The sequence below is a fragment of the Geodermatophilus ruber genome, from assembly GCF_900114385.1.
GTDB lineage: Bacteria > Actinomycetota > Actinomycetes > Mycobacteriales > Geodermatophilaceae > Geodermatophilus > Geodermatophilus ruber.
In genome coordinates, this window is the sequence record NZ_FOSW01000019.1 from 1 (window position 1) to 14,438 (window position 14,438).

Genomic DNA, 14,438 nt, shown 5'->3' on the forward strand with positions numbered 1-14,438 from the left:
CCCCCCTTTTGGCCCGGACGCTGACCGAGTCCAGGCTGGCCCGCGACCAGTCCAGCCGGCCCTGCTCACCCAGCCGGTCCAACACGGCCTGGTGGAGTCGGTCGAAGACATCGGCCTGGGCCCACTCGCGCATCCGCCGCCAGCACGTCACCCCCGAGCCGTAGCCGAGTTCGGTGGGCAGCTTGGTCCAGCCGATGCCGGTGGAGAGCACGAAGGCGATCCCCTCCAGCACCTCCCGGTCGCCGGTGCGCGGCCGGCCGGCGCGCCCGTGGATCGCCGGCTTCTGCGGTGGGATCAGCGGTTCGACCAGCGACCACAGCTCGTCACTGATCAACCGTGGTGGCGGGGAAGACACCGGCGACGACACGACCCGCAGCCTGCGCCGGTTCTTTACGGGCCGACAGAGCCCGACGACCTACTTACGAAACGTCTTCTTACTCGTCTAGCTGCCGGGCCGCTCGTCCGAGGCCCGGTGGCGGAGCCGGAACGGCACGCGGCCGCGGTGCCGGCCGGGAAGACCGCAGGGACTCCGGGCAACGCGAAGAACCCCGGAGGTCCGGGGACCTCCGGGGTTGCGCCCGGCCGGAGCCGGGAGGTGAGGTGGGGCCGATCAGCCCCGGGTGTCAGCCGCGGACGACCTTGCCGGCGCGGATGCACGAGGTGCACGCGTTGATCCGGCGACGGTTACCGGGGGCGATCAACGCCCGCACGGACTGGATGTTCGGGTTCCAACGGCGCGGCGTGCGGCGGTGCGAGTGCGACACCGACATACCGAAACCGGGCCCCTTGCCACAGACATCGCACACGGCAGCCACGGCGGATCACTCCCAGAAGAATCGTTCACAGACGGCGGTGCACGGAACGCGACCGCATACAGACCGTTGAGCAGTCTAACCGCTTCTCGTCGTCGCCGTCGCGGAGGTCGCCGGATCCGGTTCCTCGACCCCCGATCGCCCGGCCGCGGTCCCGGCGATGTCACCGCGCCTGGGTACCCTCCGGCCGTGCTGCCGGCGCTCGACGACGCCGCGGTCGGTCAGTGGTGCCGGGCCGCGGTCTCGGCGCTGTCCGAGTCCCGGGGCCGGCTCGACGACCTGAACGTCTTCCCGGTGCCCGACGGGGACACCGGGACCAACCTGCTGCTCACCGTCCAGGCCGCCCAGGCCGCGCTGGACGAGGCCGCGCTGGACGAGGCCGCGCTGGACGAGGCGGCCGAGTCGGCGTGGACGGTGCTGGCCCGGGGCGCGGTGCTCGGTGCCCGCGGCAACTCCGGGACGATCATCGCCCAGCTCCTGCGCGGCCTCGCCGACCAGCTCGCCGACGCCGGCCCGGCCGACGGCCCCGCGTTCGCGGCCGCGCTGCAGAAGGCCGCCGACGCCGCCTACGCGGCCGTCGCCGACCCCGAGGAGGGGACGTTCCTCACCGTCGCCCGGGCCGGCGGGGAGGCCGCGGCCGCCGCGGTGGCCGCGGGCGGTACCGAGCTCGCCGCCGTCGTCCGCGCGGCGGCCGACGGTGCCCGGGCGGCCCTCGAGGCGACGCCCGGGCAGCTCGCCGCCCTCCGCGACGCAGGAGTGGTCGACGCCGGTGGCGCGGGGCTGTGCCTGGTCCTCGACGCGCTGGTGACCACCGTGACCGGCACCGAGCCGGCCCGGCCGCCGCTGGTGCACCGGCCGGCCGGCCCTCACCACCACCACGGCCACCACCAGCACGGTGGGGACCTCCCGCACCAGCCGCCGCCGGGCCCCGGCAGCGAGGTGCAGTACCTGCTGGCCGACAGCGACGAGGCCGCCGTCGCGCGGCTCCAGGAACGGCTCGCCCGCCTCGGCGACAGCCTCGTGATCGTGGGCGTGGACACCCCCGCCGGCCGGGAGTGGAACGTGCACGTGCACACCCTCGACGTCGGTGCGGCCATCGAGGCCGGCATCGAGGCCGGCCGGCCCCACCGGATCTCGGTGACGCCGCTCGCGCCCGTCCGGCCGCCCGCCCCGGTCCCCGACGCGCGGGCGATCGTGGCGGTCGTCCCCAGCGCCGGGGTGGCACAGCTGTTCACCGGCGAGGGCGTCCGGGTGGTCACCTGCGGCGAGGACGGCGTCACCGAGGACGACGTCCTGGCGGAGATCATCGGCTCGGCGGCCGCCGGCGTCGTCGTCCTCCCCAACGACCCGGCCCTGACCGCGGCGGCCTCCCGCGCCGCCGAGCGGGCCCGGGAGGAGGGCCGCGACGTCTTCGTCGTGCCCACCCGCTCCCCGGTGCAGGGGCTGGCCGCGATCGCGGTCGCCGACCCGTCCCGGCGGTTCGACGACGACGTCATCGCGATGGCCGAGGCGGCCGCGGCGACCCGGTGGGCCGAGGTGACCAGGGCCGAGCAGGAGGCACTGACCAGCGCCGGGCTCTGCCGGCCCGGTGACGTCCTGGGCTCGGCCGAGGGTGACGTGCTGCTGATCGGGGGGGAGCCGGCCGCGGTCGCCTGCGAGCTGCTCGACCGGATGCTCTCGGCCGGCGGCGAGCTGGTCACGCTGGTCGTCGGCACCGACACCGCCCTCGGCGACGCCGTCTGCGCGCACCTCGGGTCCGCCCACCCCACGGTGGAGGTCACCCGCTACGACGGGGGCCCGGGCGGCCTCCCGCTCCAGGTCGGGGTGGAGTGATGGCCGTCGACATGTCGACCCGGCTCGACCGGGTGCTCGGGGCCAAGACCGCCAAGGCGATGGCCGAGCAGCTGTCCCTGCACACCGTCCGGGACCTGCTGCGCCACTACCCCCGGCGCTACGCCCGCCGCGGCGAGGTGACCCGGCTGGAGGACCTCCAGGTCGGCGACCGGGTCACCGTCCTCGCCCAGGTCCGCTCCGTGGACAGCCGCAAGATGCGCAACCGGCCCGGCACGCTGACCGAGGTGACCGTCGGGGACGGCGCCGGCACGATGAAGCTGGTCTTCTTCAACCACCGCCACGCCCGGCTGGTCCCGGGCGCGTGGGGGCTGTTCGCCGGCACCGTCGGCGAGTACCGCAACAGGCTGCAGTTCGCCCACCCCGACTGCCACCTGATGACCGGGGACGACGACGAGGACTGGGCGCGCGCGCTCATCCCGATCTACCCGGCGAGCAAGGACGTGTCCAGCTGGGTCATCCAGCGGTCGGTCAAGCTGCTGCTCGACGCCTCGGGGGGCTTCGGCTTCGTCGAGGACCCGCTGCCGGCCGAGCTCCGGGCCCGGTACGGCCTGCCCAGCCTCCCGGCCGCCCTGCTCGACATCCACCGCCCGACCACCGCCGAGGACGTCGAGCACGCCGAGCACCGGCTCAAGTGGGACGAGGCGCTCATCCTGCAGCTGACCCTCGCCGCCCGCCGTCGCGCCGCCGCGCTGGAGCCGGGGATCGCCCGGCCGGGGAGGAGCGGCGGGCTGCTGGACGCCGTCGACGCTGCCCTGCCCTTCGACCTGACCGACGGCCAGCGGGCGGTGGGGGAGGAGCTGTCGGCCGAGCTGGCCCGCGAGCTGCCCATGCACCGGCTGCTGCAGGGCGAGGTCGGCTCCGGCAAGACCGTCGTCGCGCTGCGGGCCATGGCCCAGGTCGTCGACGCCGGGGGGCAGGCGGCGCTGCTGGCGCCCACCGAGGTGCTCGCCGCCCAGCACGCGCGGGGCATCTCCGCGATGCTCGGCCCGCTGGGGCGCGCCGGTGAGCTCGACGGCGATCCGGCCGGCACCCGGGTGGTGCTGCTCACCGGCTCGCTCAAGGCCGCCGCCCGCCGGGAGGCCCGCGCCGCGGTGGCCGACGGCAGCGCGGGCATCGTCATCGGCACCCACGCGCTGCTGCAGGAGGGCGTGGAGTTCGCCGACCTCGGCCTGGTCGTCGTCGACGAGCAGCACCGCTTCGGCGTGGAGCAGCGCGACGCCCTCCGTGCCAAGGGGAGCCGGCCGCCGCACGTGCTCGTCATGACCGCCACCCCCATCCCGCGCACCGTGGCGATGACCGTCTACGGCGACCTGGAGACCTCCACGCTGCGCCAGCTGCCCAGCGGCCGCGGCGGCGTGAAGAGCTCGGTGGTCCCGGCGCGGGAGAAGCCGACCTGGCTCGACCGCGCCTGGACCCGGCTGCGTGAGGAGGTCGCGGCCGGGCGGCAGGCCTACGTCGTCTGCCCCCGCATCGGTGAGGACGCCGGGGGCGAGGAGGAGCCGGAGGACGCCGACGGCGCACCGGGGGAGGAGACCTCGGACCGCCGCCCGCCGCTGGCGGTGCTCGACGTCGCCGAGGGCCTGCGGGAGGGGCCGCTGGCCGGGCTGCGCATCGAGGTGCTGCACGGCCGGCTGACGCCGGAGGACAAGGAGGCCCGGATGCGGGCGTTCGCCGGCGGCGAGATCGACGTCCTGGTGGCCACCACCGTCGTCGAGGTCGGGGTCGACGTGCCCAACGCCACCGTGATGGTGGTCATGGACGCCGACCGGTTCGGCGTCAGCCAGCTGCACCAGCTGCGCGGGCGGGTCGCCCGCGGCAGGCACGAGGGGCTCTGCCTGCTGGTCTCCGAGGCGCCCACCGCCTCGGCCACCGGCCAGCGCCTGGCCGCGGTCGCCGGCACCTCCGACGGCTTCGAGCTCGCCCGGCTCGACCTCGAGACCCGCCGCGAGGGTGACGTGCTGGGCGCGGCCCAGTCCGGCCGCCGCTCGGGCATCAAGCTGCTGTCCCTGCTGGAGGACGAGCAGCTCATCGCCGAGGCGCGCGCGGAGGCCACCGCGCTGCTGGCCACCGAGCGCGGCCTGGCCGACCACCCCGGGCTGGCCGCGGAGGTCGCCGCGCTGGCGACCGACGAGCGCGCCCAGTACCTGGAGAAGGCGTGAGGAAGGACCCCGTCCTCCTCACCCCTCGCAGGCTCGGGGCGAGCCTGCGGACGGTGCCGAGGGCATGACCAGATTGATCTCCGGGGTCGCGGGCGGACGCCGGCTCAAGGTCCCCCCGTCGGGTGTCCGGCCCACCGGCGACCGGGCGCGGGAGGGGCTGTTCAACAGCCTCTCCACGCTGCTCGACCTGGACGGCGCCACCGTGCTGGACCTCTACGCCGGGTCCGGCGCCCTGGGCCTGGAGGCGCTCAGCCGCGGGGCGGAGAGCGTGCTGTTCGTCGAGTCCGGGCCCCGGGTGCTGCCGGTCCTCCGGGACAACCTGGCCGCGGTCGGGCTGCCGGGCGGGCGGGTGCTCGCCGGTTCGGTGCCCGGCGTGGTGGCCGGCCCCCCGCCGGCGCGGTTCGACCTGGTGCTCGCCGACCCGCCCTACGCCACGCCCGTCAGCGAGGTGCTGGCCGTGCTGGAGGCCCTGGTCGCCGGCGGGTGGCTGGCCGAGGACGCCGTCGTGGTGGTCGAGCGGTCCAGCCGGGAGGAGCCCTGGGCGTGGCCGACACCCCTCGTCGGGCTTCGCGATCGGCGCTACGGCGAGGCGGTCCTCCGGTACGGTCGCTGTCCGTGAGGCGTGCGGTCTGCCCCGGTTCCTTCGACCCGGTCACCAACGGTCACGTCGACGTGATCAACCGTGCGGCGTCGCTGTACGACGAGCTCGTCGTCGCCGTCCTCGTCAACCCGGGCAAGGCCGGGCTGTTCTCCGTCGAGGAGCGCATGGAGCTGCTGCGCGACGCCGTCGCGCACCTGCCCAACGTGACCGTCGACAGCTTCCAGGGGCTCCTGGTCGACTACTGCCGCGCCCACGACATCCCGGTGATCGTCAAGGGCCTGCGGGCGGTCAGTGACTTCGAGTACGAGCTGCAGATGGCGCAGATGAACCGGGAGCTCGCCGGGATCGAGACGCTGTTCGTCCCCACCGCACCGCAGGTGGGTCACCTCTCCTCGAGCCTGGTCAAGCAGATCGCCACCTTCGGAGGTGACGTCTCCAGCCTGGTGCCCAAGGCCGTCCACGCGCGGCTGCTGGCCCACCGGGAGCAGACCGCGAGGGGGGACACCGCATGACCGAGGTGGTCTACCGGCTCTACGAGACCGTCGACGAGCTCAGCACCGTCATCGAGAACGCCCGCAGCGTGCCGATGTCCGGCTCCTGCATGGTCCCGCGCGACCACCTGCTGGACCTGCTCGACGACCTCCGGGAGAACCTCCCCGAGGAGGTGCACAAGGCCGGCGCGATCGTCGAGCAGCGCACCGAGATCCTCCAGCAGGCGCAGGCCGAGGCCGAGCGGCTCACCGGGCGCATCCGCAGCGAGAGCGAGCAGGTCGTCGGGCAGGCCCGGCGGCAGCGGGAGGAGATCCTGGGTACCGCGCGCCGGCAGCGCGACGAGCTGCTCGCCCGGGCCCAGGCCCAGGCCGAGGACCTGCTCGCGCAGGCCGAGGAGGAGGCCGAGCGGATCGTCGAGGAGGCCCGCCAGCGCCACGAGGCGCTGATCGCCGACGCCCAGGCGCAGCAGGCCGAGCTGCTCGCCGCGGCGCAGGCCGAGCACGAGCGGCTGATCACCGAGACCGAGGTCTACCGCGGTGCGGTGGCCCGGGCCGACGAGCTCGGCGCACAGACCGCCACCGACGTGGCCCGGATGCGCACCGAGGTCGACGACTACGTCGACACCCGGCTGGCCGACTTCGGCACCACCCTCGAGCGGATGCTCCGCTCGGTCGAGAAGGCCCGCTCCGCCCTGCGCGAGTGAAAGGACCCCCGTCCCCCGCCGTTCACAGGCTCACGGCGGGACCCTGAGGGGGCCACCGCCGGGCCGGACGGTGCCGTGGACGGATCGGGTAGTCTCGACGGGTCGGTCCGAATGCCTGGGGTTCGCCCCGGCCGGCCGCCCTCCCACTGCCTACCGCGAGTACTGACATGTCTGCCGCTCCGCCGCCCCGCCCGAACGCCGCGTCCTCCGACGCCCGGCGTCCCGCCGCCAACCCCTGGCGCGTGGAACTGCGCGAGCTCGGCCGACGGGCCGGCTCGCTCAAGGAGCTGGACCGGACGCTGCCGGCGCCCGCGGACTGGCGGGTGGAACTCATGGCCGTCGCCGAGGGCGCCCCGCTGCACCTGCGGTTGCGGCTGGAGTCGGTGATGGAGGGCGTGCTGGTGTCGGGGGAGGTCGAGGTCCCCGTCGTCGGCTCGTGCGCGCGGTGCCTGGAGCCGATCGAGGACAGCTTCACCCTCGACGTCCAGGAGCTGTTCGCCTACGAGGGCAGCACCACCGAGGCCACCAGTGAGGAGGACGAGGTCCGGCGGGTCGAGGGCGACCACCTCGACCTCGAGCCGATGGTCCGCGACCTCGTCGTCCTCGGCCTGCCACTGACGCCGACCTGCACCGAGGACTGCGCGGGCCTGTGCGTCGACTGCGGCCAGCGCCTCGACGACCTCCCGCCCGACCACGCCCACGAGGTGGTCGACCCGCGCTGGGCCGGGCTCACCGGCCGATTCGCTTCCGCACCGGGCACCCCCGATGCGGACAACCCAGAGGAGAACTGACCGTGGCTGTCCCGAAGCGGAAGATGTCCCGCGCCAACACCCGCTCGCGCCGCTCGCAGTGGAAGGCGAGCGCCCCCACGCTGGCGCCGTGCCCGAACCGGGCCTGCGGCGAGCTCAAGCCGCCGCACCAGGCGTGCCCGAACTGCGGCCAGTACGAGGGCCGTCAGGTCCTCTCGGTCTGATCTCCTGAGTCGACTCGCCGTGGGGACCCCGGCCAGCGGCGCCCGGCCCGTGCAGGGCGGGCCCACCGATCGTTCCCCGGCCGGGGCGGCCCACGCCGACCGCGCGGCCGCCTGGCTGCACGACGCCCTGGGCGTCGTGCTGCCGGGCGGCCTGCTCGCGTTGGCCCTGACCCACCGCTCCTACGCCTACGAGCACGGGGGCCTGCCCACCAACGAGCGCCTGGAGTTCCTCGGCGACTCGGTGCTCGGCCTGGTGGTGACCGACGAGCTCTACCGCCGTCACCCCGAGCTGCCCGAGGGCCGGCTGGCCAAGCTGCGCGCCTCCGTGGTCAACATGACCTCGCTGGCGGGCGTGGCGCGCCGGCTCGGCGCCGGCGGGCTGGGCCCGCACCTGCTGCTCGGCCGCGGTGAGGAGACCACCGGCGGGCGGGAGAAGGACTCCATCCTCGCCGACGCGCTGGAGGCGCTCATCGGCGCGGTCCACATCGGCATCGGCCTGGACGCCGCCGCCGGGATCGTGCACCGGCTCTTCGACCCGCTCCTGGACCAGGCCGCCACCCGCGGCGCCGGACTCGACTGGAAGACCAGCCTCCAGGAGCTCGGCGCCGCACTCGGCCTGGGCGCCCCCATGTACGTGGTCGAGGACGACGGTCCCGACCACGCCAAGACCTTCACCGCTTCCGTCGTCCTCGGTGACGCCGTGCGCGGCCGGGGCGCCGGTCGCACCAAGAAGGCCGCCGAGCAGGAGGCCGCCGAGGCCGCCTGGCACGCGTTGTCGGCCGGCGACGGCGCCGACGGCCGCGCGGTGTCCAGCGACGCCGATCCCGCCGCCGGGAGCTGATCTGCCGTGCCCGAGCTGCCCGAGGTCGAGGTGGTCCGGCGCGGCCTGGAGCGCTGGGTCGCCGGCCGCACGGTCGCCGCCGTCGAGGTGCACCACCCGCGCGCGGTGCGCCGGCACCTGGAGGGCACCGACCATTTCATCGCCGCGCTGACCGGCCGCACCCTGACCGCCGCCCGGCGCCGGGGCAAGTACCTCTGGCTGCCGCTGGCCGAACCCGACGGCGCCCCCTCCGGTCAGGCTCTCGTCGCGCACCTGGGCATGAGCGGCCAGCTGCTGGTGGAGAAGCCCAGCCAGCCCGACGAGACCCACCTGCGCGCTCGGTTCGTCTTCACCGACGGCGGCCGCGAGCTGCGGTTCGTCGACCAGCGCACCTTCGGCGGGCTCGCCGTGGAGGAGACAGGGGAGGACGGCGGGCTGCCGACCCGCCTGGCGCACATCGCCATCGACCCCCTGGACGACACCTTCGACGAGGCCGGGTTCAGCGCGGCCCTGCGCCGCCGGCGCACCGAGGTCAAGCGGGCGCTGCTGGACCAGACGCTCATCGGCGGCGTCGGCAACATCTACGCCGACGAGGCGCTGTGGCGGGCCCGGCTGCACGGCGCCCGCCCGACCGACCGGCTGACCCGGGTACAGGTCCACGCCCTGCTCGACGGCGTCCGCGACGTGCTGGGCGAGGCGCTCGCGCAGGGGGGCACATCCTTCGATTCCCTCTACGTCGACGTCAACGGCCAGAGCGGCTACTTCTCCCGGTTCCTCGCCGTCTACGGGCAGGCCGACCGGCCCTGCCCCCGGTGCGGGACGGCGATCACCCGGGAGTCGTTCATGAACCGCTCCAGCTACAGCTGCCCGACCTGCCAGCCGCGCCCGAGAGCGCGGCGTTCCTGAGGTCCACGCTGTAGAACGGCGGCATGAGCACCCGCCGCGCCGTCGCCCTCGTCTCCGGGCACGTGCAGGGCGTGGGCTACCGGTGGTTCGTCCAGCAGCAGGCCGCGGCCGGCGGGCTGGCCGGGTCCGCGCGCAACCTGCCGGACGGGCGGGTCGAGGTCGTCCTCGAGGGTCCGGCGGACGCCGTCGCCGCGGTGCTCGCCGATCTCGGGGGCGCCGGCGCGCCCGGGGGGGTCCGTGACGTGCAGGTTCGTGACGAACCGGCACGGGGGAGTACCGGGTTCACCACAGAGTGACGAACACGACACATGCTCGACACGGTGGGTGTGCAGAGTGGGCGTTGACCTGCGTCTGCGGGCCTGTCACCCTGGGGATACCCAGACCGCGCCGACCGCCACGCGGGGCGCAGGTCATCAGATCACGCAGTCGAAAGGCCGTTGTTGCCATGGCGAAGGCCCTGTTCGGTTACGTCGTCGCCCCCGCGGAGCTCCGAGTAGCCGAGGAGAACGCCGTCCTGCGGGCGAAGGTGCGCCGACTGGAACAGGAACTGGTCGAGCTCCGCGCTCAGCGTGATGCCGCCATCGCGCACGAGCTGCTCAGCCTCGCCGGCGACAACGCCGAGCCGGCGCTCGCCTGAGGCGTTCTCCGTACCACCGGCACCACCGCTCCCGCTCGCCCCTGACGTCCCGGGCGCGGGCCACCCGCCGGGCTAGAGTCCCCATCCCGTGCACCTGTCGAGCCTGACGCTCAAGGGCTTCAAGTCCTTCGCGTCCGCGACGACCCTCCGCCTCGAGCCGGGGATCACCGCGGTCGTCGGCCCCAACGGTTCGGGCAAGTCCAACGTCGTCGACGCGATCTCCTGGGTCCTGGGCGAGCAGGGCGCCAAGAGCCTGCGCGGCGGCAAGATGGAGGACGTCATCTTCGCCGGCACCGCCGGCCGCCCCGCGCTCGGCCGGGCCGAGGTCACGCTCACCATCGACAACGCCGATGGCGCGCTCCCGATCGAGTACACCGAGGTCTCGATCACCCGCCGCATGTACCGCTCCGGGGAGAGCGAGTACGAGATCAACGGCGACAAGGTGCGGCTGCTCGACGTCCAGGAGCTGCTCAGCGACTCCGGCATCGGCCGTGAGATGCACGTCATCGTGGGCCAGGGCCAACTCGACGCCGTCCTCTCCGGCCGCCCCGAGGACCGCCGGGCCTTCGTCGAGGAGGCCGCCGGCGTCCTGAAGCACCGCAAGCGCAAGGAGAAGGCGCTCCGCAAGCTCGACGCGATGCAGGCCAACCTGGACCGGCTGGCCGACCTCACCGCCGAGCTACGCCGCCAGCTCAAGCCGCTGGGCCGGCAGGCCGAGGTGGCCCGCCGGGCCGCCGGTGTGCAGGCCGACCTGCGCGACGCCCGGCTGCGGCTGCTCGCCGACGACCTGGTGCAGCTGCGCGATGCCCTGGACAAGGACGTCGCCGACGAGACCGCCGCCCGCCAGCAGCGCGCGGTCGTCGAGGGCCGGCTCGGGCAGGCGGCCCGCCGCGAGTCGGCCCTGGAGGCCGAGCTCGCCGCCAACGCGCCGCTGCTCGGTGCGGCGCAGGACACCTGGTACCGGCTCTCCGCCCTCACCGAGCGGTTCCGCAGCATCGCCCAGCTGGCCGCCGAGCGGCACCGGCACCTCTCCGCCGCGCCGCCGGCCCCGTCCGGGGGCCGCGACCCCGACCAGCTGGAGGCCGAGGCCGACCGGGTCGCCGCCACCGAGGCCGAGCTCGCCGCCGGGCTGGAGGCCGAGCGCGGCCGGCTGGCCGCGGCGGTCTCCGGCCGCGCCGAGCTGGAGAAGGCCCTCGCCGAGGCCGAGCGCGCCTGGGTCGCCGCCGCGCGGGCGCTCGCCGACCGCCGCGAGGGCCTGGCCCGGCTGTCCGGGCAGGTCGCCGCCGCCCGCTCCCGGGTCGCGGCGGGGGAGGCCGAGATCGAACGGCTGGCACTTGCCGCCGGGGAGGCCGCCGACCGCGCCGACGTCGCCGCCGAGCGGCTGGCCGAGCGGCGCGAGGCGGTCGCCGGGCAGGAGGACACCGACGTCGCGCTGGTCACCGCGCACCAGGACGCGGTCGCCGCGCACGCCGAGGCCGCGAAGGCCGTGACGGAGCTGGCCGCGGCCGAGCGTGCCGCCGAGCGCGACCGCGCGTCCTGGCAGGCCCGCCGGGACGCGCTGGCGCTCGGACTGGCGCCCGCCGACGGCGCGGCGGCGGTGCTGGCCGCCGCCCTGCCCGGGGTGCTCGGCCCGGTGACGGAACGGATCACCGTCGCGCCGGGCGCGGAGGTGCCACTCGCCGCCGCGCTCGCCGGGATGGCCGACGCCCTCGTCGTCGACACGACGGCCACCGCGGCGGCCGCGCTGGCCCACCTGCGGGAGGGCGACCACGGCCGGGCCGGCCTGCTGGTCACCGGCGGTCTGCCCGCGCTGCCCCGCGACGGGTGGCCGGGGCTGCCCGAGGGGGCGCACTGGGCCCTGGACCTGGTGACCGCCCCCGAGGAGTTGCGCCCGGCGCTGGCCCGCGCGCTGGACCGGGTCGCCGTCGTGCCGGACCTCGCCGCCGCCGTCGCCGTGGTCGGCGCCCATCCCCGCGTCCGCGCGGTCACCGCTGACGGCGACCTGATCGGCGCCGACTGGTCGGCCGGCGGCTCGGCCAACACGCCGTCCGGGCTGGAGGTCCGCGCGCGGGTCGAGGAGGCCGAGCGGGAACTGGCCGCCGCGGTCGCCGGCGCCGCGGAGCTGGCCGACCGGCTCGCCGCCGCCCGCGAGACCGCCCGCGCGCGCTCCGAAGACGTCGACACGGCCCTCGCCGCCCGGCAGGCCGCCGACCGCACCCGGTCGGCGGCTGCCGCGCAGCTGGCCGAGCTGGGGGCGGCCGCGCGCTCGGCCGCCGCCGAGGCCGAGCGCTCCGCGGCCGCGCGGGTGCGGGCCGAGCAGGCCCTCGAGCAGGCCCAGGTCGCGCTCGCCGGGCTCGAGGTGCGGCTGGCCGAGGCCGAGGCCGCGCCGGTGGAGGAGGAACCCGACCCGGCCGCTCGGGACCGGCTGCGCGCCGAGGTCGCCGCTGCCCGGCAGGCCGAGACCGAGGCGCGCCTGGCGGTCCGCACCGCCGAGGAGCGCGCCCGCGCGCTGTCCGGCCGCGCCGAGTCGCTGCGCCGGCAGGCCCGCCAGGAGCGGGCCGCGCGCGAGCGCGCCGCCGCCGCGCGCGTCGCCCGGGAGCGGGGCGCGCAGGTGGCCGCCCGCGTCCGGGCCGGGGCCGAGGCCGCGCTCACCGCCCTGGCCGACTCCCTGTCCCGCGCGGCCGCGGAGCGCGACGAGCTGGCCCGGGTGCGCACCGCGCGGGAGGCCGAGCTGCTCGAGGTGCGCACCCGGGTCCGCGCGGCCACCGCCGAGCTGGAGCGGCTCACCGACGAGGTGCACCGGGACGAGGTCGCCCGCGCCGAGCAGCGCTACCGGATCGAGACGCTGGAGGCCCGGGCCGCCGAGGAGTACGGCGTCGACCTGCCGACGCTGGTCGCCGAGTACGGCCCGGCCGCGGCGGTGCCGCCCACCCCGGCCCAGCTGGCGGCCGCGGAGGCTGCGGGGGAGCCCGAGCCGGAGCCGGCGCCCTACCAGCGCGCCGCGCAGGAGCGCCGGGCGGCGAAGGCCGAGCGCGACCTGGCCACGCTCGGGAAGGTCAACCCGCTGGCGCTGGAGGAGTTCGCGGCGCTGGAGGAGCGGCACGGCTTCCTGGCCACCCAGCTGGAGGACCTCCGGGCCACCCGCCGGGACCTGCTCACCGTCGTCCGGGAGGTCGACGAGCGGATCCACGACGTGTTCGCCGCGGCCTTCGCCGACGTGCAGCGGGAGTTCGAGCAGGTCTTCGCCGTCCTCTTCCCGGGCGGGCACGGCCGGCTGACCCTCACCGACCCGGAGAACATGCTCACCACCGGTGTCGAGGTCGAGGCCCGCCCGCCGGGCAAGAAGGTCAAGCGGCTCTCGCTGCTCTCCGGCGGGGAACGCTCGCTGACCGCCGTCGCGCTGCTGGTGGCGATCTTCCGCGCCCGGCCCTCGCCGTTCTACGTGCTCGACGAGGTCGAGGCGGCCCTCGACGACGTCAACCTCGGCCGGCTGCTCACCCTCGTCGAACAGCTGCGCTCCACCTCGCAGCTGATCATCATCACCCACCAGAAGCGGACGATGGAGATCGCCGACGCCCTCTACGGGGTGAGCATGCGCGGCGACGGCATCACCGGCGTCATCAGCCAGCGGCTGCGGGAGGCCGAGCCCGCCTCCGCCTGATCGTTCAGACCCCGGAGCGGACCTCGAGGTCGACGACCAGGGGCAGGTGGTCGGAGGCGCCCGCGCCGTCGAGGACGTGCGCGCCGGCCACGGTGACGCCCTCGGACACCCAGACCTGGTCGATCCGCGTGTGCGGGTGCCGCGCGGGGTGGGTCCGCCCCTCGGCGTGCTGCCAGAACCGCCAGCCCGACTGGTCCTCGCGGTCCTGGGCCAGCTCCCAGGCGTCGGTGAACCGCTCGTGCAGGGCGCCGAGCTCCGAGGCGCCGGGCTCGGCGTTGAAGTCACCGACGAGGACGCCGGTCTCCATCGGCCCGGTGTGCAGCGCGGCGACCGCCTCGGCCTGCAGCGCCCGCTCCCCGGCCGAGCCGGTGGTCAGGTGCGTGTTGGTCACCCAGAGCGCACCGCCGTCGAGCTCCACCATCGTCCGCAGCGCGCTGCGCGGCTCGCCGCTCCCGGGCAGCTGGTGGACGTCGCTGACCAGGATCGGCAACCGGGACAGCAGGGCGTTGCCGTACTGGCGGCGCAGCCGCTCGTCCGCGCGGGCGTCGTCGATCGCCGGGCCCCAGGCCAGCTGCAGGTCCAGTGCCCGGGACAGCAGCAGGGCCTGGTCGACGTCCTCGCTGCGGCCGCCGAAGTACCGGTCGACCTCCTGCAGGCAGATCAGGTCGGCGTCCACCGCCGCCAGCAGCTTGGCCAGCCGGGGGAGGTCGTGCCGGCCGTCGTCCCCGACTCCGTGGTGGATGTTGAAGGTGACCAGCCGGACCGGGATGGGTGGCTGGTCGGGACCGGGAGCCGGCCTTCTCCCCGGTTCATCAGTCAC

General features: G+C 75.7%; 15 protein-coding genes. 12 read left to right on the forward strand and 3 right to left on the reverse strand.

The window, feature by feature from the left end; all coding sequences use genetic code 11:
- A partial coding sequence (locus BMZ50_RS21765; protein ID WP_143087254.1) for a transposase occupies window positions 1–367 on the reverse strand: 367 nt, incomplete at its 3' end.
- A 256-nt stretch (window positions 368–623) separates the two neighbouring features.
- Window positions 624–815: a 50S ribosomal protein L28 gene (gene rpmB / locus BMZ50_RS21770; RefSeq protein ID WP_091329455.1), complete on the reverse strand. Its 192-nt coding sequence runs from the start codon at window positions 813–815 to the stop codon at window positions 624–626.
- Window positions 816–1,001: 186 nt separating this feature from the next.
- Between rpmB and BMZ50_RS21775 the strand changes: the two genes are divergently transcribed.
- From BMZ50_RS21775 to smc, 12 genes are all read left to right on the forward strand, one after another.
- On the forward strand, window positions 1,002–2,645 hold the full coding sequence (locus BMZ50_RS21775; protein ID WP_091329457.1) for a DAK2 domain-containing protein: 1,644 nt from the start codon (window positions 1,002–1,004) through the stop codon (window positions 2,643–2,645).
- On the forward strand, window positions 2,645–4,825 hold the full coding sequence (gene recG, locus BMZ50_RS21780; protein WP_091329606.1) for an ATP-dependent DNA helicase RecG: 2,181 nt from the start codon (window positions 2,645–2,647) through the stop codon (window positions 4,823–4,825). The genes BMZ50_RS21775 and recG overlap by 1 nt, the downstream gene beginning before the upstream one ends.
- Window positions 4,826–4,889: 64 nt before the next feature.
- A complete protein-coding gene (gene rsmD, locus BMZ50_RS21785) occupies window positions 4,890–5,444 on the forward strand; it encodes a 16S rRNA (guanine(966)-N(2))-methyltransferase RsmD (RefSeq protein WP_091329459.1) in 555 nt (184 codons plus the stop codon).
- Window positions 5,441–5,938: a pantetheine-phosphate adenylyltransferase gene (gene coaD, locus BMZ50_RS21790; protein ID WP_091329460.1), complete on the forward strand. Its 498-nt coding sequence runs from the start codon at window positions 5,441–5,443 to the stop codon at window positions 5,936–5,938. The genes rsmD and coaD overlap by 4 nt, the downstream gene beginning before the upstream one ends.
- A complete protein-coding gene (locus BMZ50_RS21795) occupies window positions 5,935–6,621 on the forward strand; it encodes a hypothetical protein (RefSeq protein ID WP_091329462.1) in 687 nt (228 codons plus the stop codon). Before coaD ends, BMZ50_RS21795 begins: the two co-directional genes overlap by 4 nt.
- Window positions 6,622–6,788: 167 nt before the next feature.
- The gene (locus BMZ50_RS21800; protein ID WP_091329464.1) at window positions 6,789–7,412 is read left to right on the forward strand and encodes a YceD family protein; all 624 of its coding nucleotides are present in this window, start codon (window positions 6,789–6,791) and stop codon (window positions 7,410–7,412) included.
- Between the two features lie 2 nt (window positions 7,413–7,414).
- Window positions 7,415–7,594: a 50S ribosomal protein L32 gene (gene rpmF, locus BMZ50_RS21805; protein ID WP_091329466.1), complete on the forward strand. Its 180-nt coding sequence runs from the start codon at window positions 7,415–7,417 to the stop codon at window positions 7,592–7,594.
- Between the two features lie 19 nt (window positions 7,595–7,613).
- On the forward strand, window positions 7,614–8,435 hold the full coding sequence (gene rnc, locus BMZ50_RS21810; protein WP_091329469.1) for a ribonuclease III: 822 nt from the start codon (window positions 7,614–7,616) through the stop codon (window positions 8,433–8,435).
- 6 nt (window positions 8,436–8,441) lie between these two features.
- Window positions 8,442–9,320, forward strand: coding sequence for a bifunctional DNA-formamidopyrimidine glycosylase/DNA-(apurinic or apyrimidinic site) lyase (mutM, locus tag BMZ50_RS21815; RefSeq protein WP_091329471.1), 879 nt, complete (start codon window positions 8,442–8,444; stop codon window positions 9,318–9,320).
- 23 nt (window positions 9,321–9,343) lie between these two features.
- Window positions 9,344–9,616 (forward strand): acylphosphatase, encoded by a 273-nt coding sequence (locus tag BMZ50_RS21820; RefSeq protein WP_091329473.1) that lies wholly within the window; start codon window positions 9,344–9,346, stop codon window positions 9,614–9,616.
- 149 nt (window positions 9,617–9,765) lie between these two features.
- Complete coding sequence (locus BMZ50_RS21825; protein ID WP_091329475.1) at window positions 9,766–9,957, forward strand: hypothetical protein; 192 nt, start codon at window positions 9,766–9,768, stop codon at window positions 9,955–9,957.
- A gap of 88 nt (window positions 9,958–10,045) precedes the next feature.
- Entirely contained in the window at window positions 10,046–13,618 is a 3,573-nt protein-coding gene (smc, locus tag BMZ50_RS21830) for a chromosome segregation protein SMC (protein ID WP_091329477.1), read from the forward strand.
- A 4-nt stretch (window positions 13,619–13,622) separates the two neighbouring features.
- Here smc and BMZ50_RS21835 read toward each other — a convergent pair whose 3' ends face one another.
- Window positions 13,623–14,438, reverse strand: coding sequence for an endonuclease/exonuclease/phosphatase family protein (locus BMZ50_RS21835; RefSeq protein WP_091329479.1), 816 nt, complete (start codon window positions 14,436–14,438; stop codon window positions 13,623–13,625).

Bases quoted from the DNA above. Each gene is read 5' to 3' on its own strand.
- BMZ50_RS21795 (WP_091329462.1), top strand. From the start codon at position 5,935: ATGACCGAGGTGGTCTACCGGCTCTACGAGACCGTCGACGAGCTCAGC.
- recG (WP_091329606.1), top strand. From the start codon at position 2,645: ATGGCCGTCGACATGTCGACCCGGCTCGACCGGGTGCTCGGGGCCAAG.
- rsmD (WP_091329459.1), top strand. From the start codon at position 4,890: ATGACCAGATTGATCTCCGGGGTCGCGGGCGGACGCCGGCTCAAGGTC.
- BMZ50_RS21825 (WP_091329475.1), top strand. From the start codon at position 9,766: ATGGCGAAGGCCCTGTTCGGTTACGTCGTCGCCCCCGCGGAGCTCCGA.
- BMZ50_RS21800 (WP_091329464.1), top strand. From the start codon at position 6,789: ATGTCTGCCGCTCCGCCGCCCCGCCCGAACGCCGCGTCCTCCGACGCC.
- BMZ50_RS21820 (WP_091329473.1), top strand. From the start codon at position 9,344: ATGAGCACCCGCCGCGCCGTCGCCCTCGTCTCCGGGCACGTGCAGGGC.